A 9,490-nucleotide genomic window follows, 5' to 3' on the forward strand; every position below is an offset into this window, starting at 1 on the left:
GTCCAGGTGGGCCTAGATGGATTTCTATATATTTGCCTTCATATTCTGATGTAAATGAAGATGTAAATATATATACTAAAAAAATAGTTTCTATGTTGTCTGACGATTTTCAAGCATTTTCATTAGCACCTACTGAAAAGAATATCAGAGAAGTTAATGCTGTTGCCTTTATGGAGAAGACGGCCATTAGTAATGATGATTCACTTTCGAAAGCAGATAAAGTTTCTATGTTTAGTAAGATTGATGACATAGTAGAAGAAGCTGTTAAAAAGATCAAAACAGAAGCGGATATACATGAGGATGGTAATTACAAAAATAGTCGAATGCTATCCCCTGAAGAGTTATCTGTCTTTACTAAGCGTATCGAAGATGTTTACCAAGGCAAAGCTAAGCCTAAGGTGACAAAAGAAGAGGCTATTCAAGCAGTTTCTACTGGAACTTCATCCTCAGTTTCAACTTCAACTCAATCTACCGTTACCTCTAATGGAGAGACTAAGAAAGATCATCAAGCAAGTAAGTGGTTTAAAGAGTCTGGGAAATGGTACTACAATGACCTCTCTGGCAATCTTGTAAGAAATCGTTGGGTAGGCCGTTATTATCTAAAAGCAGATGCTTCAATGGCTGCAAGCGAATGGATTTATGATGAAGATTATAAGAGCTGGTTTTATGTAGATTCAACTGGTAGTTATGTGGAGAAAGCTTGGCAGGGCGAATACTACCTAAAACGTGGCGGTTACATGGCTAAGAGTGAGTGGGTATTTGATTCTCAGTATGATAGTTGGTATTATCTGAACCAAGATGGTAAGTACGCTCGTAACCAATGGATTAAGGATGGGGATAAGTGGTATTACTTGTTAGCTGATGGGAAATTGGCAAAAAATATGACCATTAACGGCTATAAAGTAAATGAAAAAGGTGAATGGGTATAATTTTTTAAGTTCTATTTAAGGTTAGGTGTGTATACTATAATCATTAAATAAAGACCTCCTAATATTATTTGAAACAGATAACACTGATTTAGTTTGAATTTGACTTTCATCTAATATCTTTATTTAATAGAACTCCTAAACTTTTTCATAATAATCTCCTGCAAAAGTCGCCTGTATGGGTGGCTTTTGTTTTATCATCCATGATATAATAGAAGCAAACGGAGGACGGAAAATGGTAAAAGTACGATTGTATTTGGTACGTCATGGCAAGACCATGTTTAACACGATTGGTCGCGCGCAAGGTTGGAGCGATACTCCCTTAACAGCTGAAGGTGAGCTAGGGATTCAAGAATTAGGAATTGGTTTGCGAGAATCTGGTCTACAGTTTGAGCGTGCTTATTCGAGTGATTCTGGTCGCACTATTCAGACAATGGGAATTATCCTTGAAGAACTTGGCTTGCAGGGAAAAATCCCTTATCGCATGGACAAGCGTATCAGAGAATGGTGTTTCGGTAGTTTTGATGGAGCTTACGATGGTGATCTTTTCATGGGCATTATTCCTCGTATCTTTAATGTGGACCACGTTCACCAATTGTCTTATGCTGAACTGGCTGAGGGCTTGGTAGAGGTCGATACAGCTGGTTGGGCTGAAGGCTGGGAAAAACTCAGTGGTCGCATCAAAGAAGGCTTTGAAGCGATTGCCAAAGAAATGGAAGAACAAGGTGGGGGCAATGCCCTTGTCGTGAGCCACGGAATGACCATTGGAACCATTGTTTATCTGATTAATGGTATGCATCCGCATGGTCTAGATAATGGTAGCGTGACGATCCTTGAATATGAGGACGGGCAGTTTAGCGTTGAAGTTGTCGGCGATCGTAGTTACCGAGAACTAGGACGTGAGAAGATAGAAGAAGCCTCTATTTAATCAGTCTAGACTTGCTTGCTATGAAATAGGGATTTGATAGGAATATCAAGATAAGAAAAAACAGCCGAGGATAATCTTTTCGGCTGTTTTTGATGGGGGAAACTAAAGTGTAATGCTGTTGCTTTTAGAGATTTTCATAAACAAGAGCAAGGAACCTACTGTTAGAATAGTCAGGATAGTTGACAAGGCTGCGGCTACACCGTAATTCCCTCTGAGAACTTCTGTATAAATGGCTACAGTCATTGTTCTTGTTTTGACATTGTAGAGGAGGATAGAAGTAGAGAGTTCTGAAATCATTGTGACCCAAGATAGGATGGCTCCAGAAATAATACCAGATAGCATCATTGGAGTTGTAATCTTGGCAAAGGTATTGAGGCGGCTACTTCCTAAGCTTTCAGCAGCTTCTTCAATACTTGGTGCTATTTGTTGCAAACTAGCAACAGATGAGCGAATAGTATACGGTAATCTTCTGACAGATAGAGACATAATCAAGATGAAAGCTGTCCCTGTAATCATAAGAAATCCACTTCCAAATAGACCAGTATTAAAGGAAGAGATGAAGGCAATCCCTAGAACGGTTCCTGGTACAATATAAGGGACCATACTGAGACTGTCAATTAAGTTTGTAAACAAATTACGTTTTCTAACGGCTAGGTAGGAGATAAATGTTGCGAATAGGACAACTAGAACTAAGGCAATCAAAGGGATACGAATAGTATTGAAAATAGCAGATCCCATACGATTGAAAGCTACCTTGTAACTGTTTAGAGAATAACCTTTGACAAATACCATACCTGATGTTTCTAGGAAAGAAGTATAAATCAAGTAGACTTGAGGTAGAACAGAGAACAAGATAATTCCGTAGACTGTTGCATAAATGGCAGCCATTTTTCCTTTTGTAGTTTTTTTAGGCTCGATTGGATGGAGCGAATTCATACTGAAACTATAGCGGTTTGAAATGTATTTTTGGATAAGGAAAATTGCCAAGGCAATGATAATCGCCATAATTGCTAAAGCAGATGCAAAAGCAGAATTTCCTCCAACCTCGCTAATGAATTGGGTATAAATCAAGACGGGAAAAGTCCGATATCCTTCACCAATTAACATCGGTGTTCCAAAGTCTGAGAATGCTCTCATAAATACAAGCAGGGCAGCAGCTAGTAAGGTTGGAACTAGGAGAGGCAAAACAACCGTTACGATACGCTTAAATCCGAAGGACCCCATGCTTTCAGCGGCTTCAAGTAGAGAATTGTCAATACTTTTCATTGTCCCAGCAACGTATAGAAATACCAGTGGGAATAGTTGCAGTGTAAAGACAAGTACAATTCCTTTGAATCCATAAATATCAATAGCTGGAAGATGAAAGGCATTTGTCAGGAATTTAGTAATGACCCCATTTCGTCCCAGCAAGAGAATCCAGGAGTAGGCTCCCACGAAAGGAGCTGACATGGAAGCAATGATAATCAATATTTGTAGAAATTTCTTTCCCTTGAAGTCATACATAGAGAAGAGATAAGCTAATAAGGTTCCTACGACTAAGGAAGTGACAGTAGCGGTAATGGAGACCTTGAAACTGTTGACTAATGTCTCAGAGTAGTAGGCTTTACTAAAGAAAGTGACAAAATTAGCTAGTGAGAATTGTCCCTCATGTATGAGTGCTTGCTTGAGCACGGTAACGATAGGATAAACGAGAAAGACAAGATAGGTAAGAAAGATGAAGAAAGAGGAGGCTGTCCAAATATTTAGTTTTTTACGTTCCATGGTTGACTCCTTTTATCAGGTTTTGTGAACCATCTGCAGAAAAGACGTTTAATTTTTGAGTATTGATTCGTAGACGAATACGATCGCCTTTTTGTAGATCTTCTTCAAAAGTTGATTCTTCGCTAACTTGAATTTTTGAGGCAAAGCCTGTCTCGATGAAATATTCAGTATTTAGTCCAAGATAGACGCTATCGCTAATAGTTCCTTCAATATCTCCAGATTCATCTTTGATAAACTCTTCAGGACGAATGCTTACATGAATGGCTTGTTCCTCAGCCTGATCAAGGGCTGGCATTCGAAGGGCATAGCCATCTGAAAAGACGATATAAGCGCCGTCACTCCGTTTTTCGAGATTGGCAGGGATAATATTTGTGCGTCCGATAAAGGTTGCTACAAACTCATTAGCTGGTTTATGATAGAGTTCTTTTGGTCGGCCGATTTGTTGGATGACTCCGTCTTTCATAACAGCAATTTGGTCTGAAATAGCCATAGCTTCTTCTTGGTCGTGGGTTACATAAACAGTTGTAATTCCCACTTCGTGTTGGATTTCTCGAATAGCTTGACGCATATCCAAGCGAAGTTTGGCATCTAGGTTACTAAGCGGTTCGTCCATGAGGAGAACACTTGGATTAACAGCTAAGGCACGTGCTAAAGCAACACGTTGTTGTTGTCCACCACTGAGTTTATCGGGCTTCCGATCCGCATATTGAGCAATTTGCATGAGTTCAAGATACTTATTGGTCTGTTGTACCAATTCTTCTTTTGGAACCTTCTTTTGCTTAAGACCAAAAGCGACATTATCTCGGACAGTCAAATGTGGGAAAATAGCGTAGTTTTGGAAAACCATCCCTATATTGCGTTTGCTAGGTTCCATATTATTGATTTTTGTATCATCGAAGTAAAATTCTCCGCCTTCGATACTGTTGAAACCTGCAATCATACGAAGAAGAGTCGTTTTCCCACACCCTGAAGGCCCAAGAAGGGTAAAGAGACTTCCTTTTGGAATTGTAATGTTCAAATTCTCAATAACAGGGACATCGTGGTAGATTTTTTTGGCGTTAATAATTTTGATCTCACTCATAGTGAACCTCTTTTACTGTTTAGATTGGATATCTGTAAAGACTTCGTTGTATTTCTTAACGATATCTGATTTATTCTTGATGACATAATCATAATCTTCAGTGAGTGTTTTGATTTTGTCAATTGGTTTCATATTTTCGCTTGTTTTAGCATTTTTACGAACAGGACGGTTAGTAGTGGTCGTACCAAGTGTATCTTGTACTTCTTGAGAGATGATGAAATCGATAAATTTCTTGGCATTTTCCATGTTTTTAGCTTTTTTAACGATAGCAGCACTAGCAGGTAGGAAGACTGTTCCTTCTTTTGGATAGACTACCTTAATGTTAGCTCCGTCATTTAAGAGTTTAACTGCTGGATCTTCATAAGAGAGACCAACAGCCATTTCTCCGTCAGCGACTGCTTTATAGACACCAGATGAGCTTGAACCGATTTTACCATCAATAAGTGTGAAGAGATCTTTTACATAAGACCAGGCTTTATCGTCTTTGTAACCACCTTGAGCTTGTAGCATATTTGTTAATTGAGCAAAGGCGCTAGAAGAGTTTGCTGGGTCAGCAGTTGCAATTTTTCCTTTTAGTTCAGGTTTGAGAAGGTCGCTATATCCTTCGATGTTCATACCTTTCGTTAAATCAGGATTGACGATTAAAACACTACCATCTAGTGTATAAGGTGTAGAGTAGCCAGTTGTGTTTTGATATTCTTTGATAACATTATCATTTTCTTTTGAAGTATAGTTTTCAAAGAGTTCTCCGTGGGTAGCATATTGTGTATAAGAACCACCAAAGATGACATCAGCTACAGGAGCTTCTTTTTCTGACTCTAGTTTTTTGAAAAGTTCTCCAGTACCAGCTTGAATCAGTTCTACTTTGATACCATATTTTTCTTCAAAGGCAGGAATAGTTGCTCCGATTAAGCCCTCTGAGTTTGGTGAATAAACGACTAGCGAACCGCCGTCTCCTTTATCAGATGAACCGCCATCGGCAGATTCATTAGAAGAACAAGCAGCAAGACCAAAAAGGGCTAGTCCGCAAGCAGCATAATACATCCATTTCTTTTTCATGATGGATACCTCCGTTGTGTTATTTAAGTTTATTTTAAAATAATGTAAGCGTTTTTAAAACCGATAATTCTATTCTATTAGAGTAAAATTCTCTACAAAAACGGAAGTAATCTTTTTGATTTTATAGCAGGGTTTGACAGTTAATCACTGGTAAGTCAAATTTTATTTTTTAGATTGGATATCTGTAAAAATGTCATTGTACTTTTTAAGAATAGCAGATTTATTTTTAATGACATAATCGGAATCTTCGGTAGCAATATTGATTTCTGTTATAGCCTTCATATTTTTATTGGTTTTAGCATTTTTACGAATGGGTCTGATTGTTGTTTCAGTTCCTAGCTTATCTTGGATTTCTTGAGAAAGGAGGAAATCGATAAATTTCTTAGCGTTTTCCATGTGTTTGGCATTTTTGACGATAGCCGCGTTACCAGGTAAAAAGACGGTACCTTCTTTTGGATAAATGACTTTTACATCAACTCCATCATTTAAGAGTTTTAAGGCAGGATCTTCATAGGTTAGTCCTACAGCCATTTCTCCATCGGCGACAGCTTTGTAAACATTTGAAGAACTAGATGCAATCTTTCCATCTACTAGGGTAAATAGATTTTTCACATAGGTCCAAGCTTGTTCATTTTCGTATCCCCCTTGATCGACAAGCATGTTTGTTAATTGAGCAAAGGCGCTAGATGCGTTACTTGGATCAGCAGTAGCAATTTTTCCTTTTAATTTAGGATTGAGTAGATCATTGTAGCCTTCAATTTTAATATCTTTTGTAAGGGCTGAATTGGCAATGATGACACTGACATCAAGTGTATAAGGCGTGTAGAATCCAGTTTTGTTTTGATATTCAGGGATTATCTGGTCGTTCTCTTGAGAAATATAAGGTTCAAAAAGATTTTCGTTAGAAGAGAAGAGGGCGTAGGAGCCTCCGAAAATGACATCAGCTACAGGGGATTCTTTTTCGGCCTCAGCTTTTTTGAACAATTCACCAGTGCTTGCTTGTACTAAGTCAACCTTAATACCATATTTTTCTTCGAAGGCTGGGACTGTTTCTTCGATAAGGTCTTCAGGGTTAGGCGAGTAGACAACCAAAGTGCTATCTGAATCTTTTTCAGTGCTAGTTTCCGCTTCTATAGGTGAAGAACATCCTGATAAAGAAAGGAATATCCAGCCACAAGAGAGAAAGAATAGTATTTTTTTCATAAGTATCTCCTTTTTTACGAACATTTTCTCTACCTAGATTATTAATGTTTTCAAATTGTAGAGTTCTACAGGATATAATAAAAACCTTAAAGAAATCTAAAACGAAAAATAGGAAATGGGTATCTCGAGCAAGGATGGGTACACTGTAACTGGGATTTCGATGGTAATCCTCTTCAAAACACGTCGCTTTATCTGCAATCTCAAAGCTATGATTTGAGCAGCTTGTAGCGAGTTTCATAGTTTGCTCTAGTATAAGTACAAAATAAAAAGATTGCCTGATTTGAGCAATCCTTTTACATCAATGATTTTTATCCATGAGTTTTAATTCTTTTGGAGAAATATGGAGATATTTTTTAAAAACTTTGGCAAAATATTTATAGTCTGAAAATCCAACTTGTTCAGAGATATCGCTTAAGGGAGAATTAGGGGACTCAGCTATTTTATCTATAGCTTGCTTGAGGCGGTAGCGTAAGATATATTCATTTAGCGTCATTGGGAAGTCTTCTTTGATAACCTTATATAGATAACTCTCACTATATCCTAGATTCTCTGCAATGCTAGAAATGGTAAAGTGCATACAGTAGTGTTGGTGCACAAATTCAAGAATTTGCTGAATGATTTGGTTTTGTGTATCAATTTGTTGGATAGAGGTGAGTAAAGTTTGATATTCTTCTAAAAAAGGAGTTTCTTGACGAGTGCTAACTCGTAATCGCAAAACAATTTTTTGAAGACATTCTGTCAACTCCTTGGTATCAATTGGTTTGGATAAGAAATCTACCGCTCCATATTGCATGGCTTTTTTGGCATTTTGAAAATCGTTATAACCTGATAAGATAACTTTTTCATAGGAGAGAGTACGAGTGGCTTCGAACATCATAAAAGCATCCATAATTGGCATTGTGATGTCTGTTAAGACAATATGAGGTTCTTTTTCGTGGATGAGTTTCATTCCCTCTTGACCGTGACTGGCAGTTCCTACGACTTGGATACCTAATGCAGAGTAGTCTACGGCAATCTCTAGCCATTTTCGAATGAGGTGTTCGTCTTCTACGATAATGAGCTTAAACATGAGTTAGTCCTTTCGTTATAAATTTGACCCAAGTTTCTCCTTGGCGATTGACTCCTAAATCTAGCTGGACATCAGAAAAGAAATTGCTCAATCGTTTATAGCTGTTAACGATGCCATGCTGGGTATGAGGGCTTTCTAAAGAGTCTAAAATAGCGAGTCGCTCTTGTTTTGTGAGCCCTCCAGCATTATCCTTGACTAAAAAAGTCAGAGAATCTGCTTCCAAGGTAATTTGGATATCAATATGAAGATCAATACGGTATTGCATCCCATATTTTATAGCATTTTCTACTAGAGGAAGCAAGAAAAGTTTAGGAATAGGCTGATTATCAACAGTTTCTGGGCAGACAATATCATAGGAAAAGTGCTCAAAACGAATCTTATGAATAATAAGGTAATCCTCTATAATCTTTAAATCCTGACAAATGGTTGTTTCTTTTTCTAAATCGGTGATACTGTAGCGAAGAATGCGCGTGAGATTTTGAATCAGGTCTTGTGTGAGAGCAGCATCCATTAAAGAAGTGATTTTAATCGTCTCAAGTGTATTGTAGAGAAAATGAGGATTGAACTGAGCTTCCAGCATTTTTCTTTCAAAAATCCACTTTTCTTTTTCGATGGTCAACATTTTTTGATGAAGTTGATCTAATTCGTACAACATATTGTTGATTTTTTCGGCCATAAATTCAAACTCATCACCTGTTTGTAGAGAAAGCCTTTTTTCTGCTTGTTTGGGAATTTCTTGAAGTTGGTAAACTAAGCTTTCAATAGGAACAGCGTTGTGTGTGGCAATCTTATGAGCAATTCGCCTTGCTTGCCAGAAGTAGAGGAAGAATATACATAAGGTGAGAATGGAGGCTAGACCGAGTAAGCTAGGAATGGGAAAAAAGGATTGAAAAGTATAGATTGAAAAAATAGCACCGACTTTTTCTTTTTGAACAATAAGCGGTTCATTCGCATACCAGTGGGTGCGAGAGTGTAGGAGTTTTTCATCAAATTTTTCAAGAGTGGAACGAGTAAATTGATTTGTATTGTTGGAAAACATATTTCCAAAGCTATCGGTAATGATGTATTTGGAATTGATCATTGGGAAACTTGAGATGAAATCATTCTCATTTACGAAAGCAATAGTATAGGCCTTAACTCGTTGGTTTTGAAGTAGTGGTTTGATAAAGAGTGTGTAATGTTGCTTATCTGAAGAGAGTGCAATTTTTTCTGTAACTTTTTCTTGAGAAGGATTTTGAATGAGCAGTTTTAGATAGTAGGGAGATAAAATACTTTCTTGATGATTTCGATTGGTACTAAATAGCAATTCACCTGTATCACTTAGGATAATGAGGTCAGAACTAAGTTTTAATTTAGCTTTTGTCTCGTAAAATAAGCTAAAGACTTCTCTCTCTGTGTGTTTGCCATCCAAAAATCCAGGAATCATTTTATGGTTCATAGTGGTTAGGAGATCACTATTTGCT

At 37.6% G+C, this 9,490-nt stretch carries 7 protein-coding genes and 1 pseudogene; 2 read left to right on the top strand and 6 right to left on the bottom strand.

Annotation, left to right across the window (positions count from 1 at the left end; all coding sequences use genetic code 11):
* Nucleotides 1–929, top strand: a pseudogene (locus QZ359_RS09100) (N-acetylmuramoyl-L-alanine amidase family protein); the annotation flags it as partial.
* Between the two features lie 232 nt (nt 930–1,161).
* Nucleotides 1,162–1,854, top strand: a complete 693-nt coding sequence (locus QZ359_RS09105) for a histidine phosphatase family protein (RefSeq protein ID WP_293965910.1) — start codon at nt 1,162–1,164, stop codon at nt 1,852–1,854.
* Nucleotides 1,855–1,956: 102 nt separating this feature from the next.
* Here QZ359_RS09105 and QZ359_RS09110 read toward each other — a convergent pair whose 3' ends face one another.
* From QZ359_RS09110 to QZ359_RS09135, 6 genes are all read right to left on the bottom strand, one after another.
* A complete protein-coding gene (locus tag QZ359_RS09110; protein WP_293965911.1) occupies nt 1,957–3,615 on the bottom strand; it encodes an iron ABC transporter permease in 1,659 nt (552 codons plus the stop codon).
* Complete coding sequence (locus QZ359_RS09115) at nt 3,605–4,696, bottom strand: ABC transporter ATP-binding protein (RefSeq protein ID WP_033685580.1); 1,092 nt, start codon at nt 4,694–4,696, stop codon at nt 3,605–3,607. Before QZ359_RS09115 ends, QZ359_RS09110 begins: the two co-directional genes overlap by 11 nt.
* A gap of 12 nt (nt 4,697–4,708) precedes the next feature.
* Nucleotides 4,709–5,755 (bottom strand): ABC transporter substrate-binding protein, encoded by a 1,047-nt coding sequence (locus tag QZ359_RS09120; protein WP_000731166.1) that lies wholly within the window; start codon nt 5,753–5,755, stop codon nt 4,709–4,711.
* Between the two features lie 162 nt (nt 5,756–5,917).
* Complete coding sequence (locus QZ359_RS09125; protein WP_293965913.1) at nt 5,918–6,958, bottom strand: ABC transporter substrate-binding protein; 1,041 nt, start codon at nt 6,956–6,958, stop codon at nt 5,918–5,920.
* Nucleotides 6,959–7,256: 298 nt separating this feature from the next.
* The gene (locus QZ359_RS09130; protein WP_293965914.1) at nt 7,257–8,027 is read right to left on the bottom strand and encodes a response regulator; all 771 of its coding nucleotides are present in this window, start codon (nt 8,025–8,027) and stop codon (nt 7,257–7,259) included.
* Nucleotides 8,020–9,490: histidine kinase (locus QZ359_RS09135; protein ID WP_293965915.1), on the bottom strand; the 1,471-nt coding region annotated here is incomplete at its 5' end. The genes QZ359_RS09130 and QZ359_RS09135, both read right to left, overlap by 8 nt.

The organism is Streptococcus sp., from assembly GCF_019414905.1.
Lineage (GTDB): Bacteria > Bacillota > Bacilli > Lactobacillales > Streptococcaceae > Streptococcus.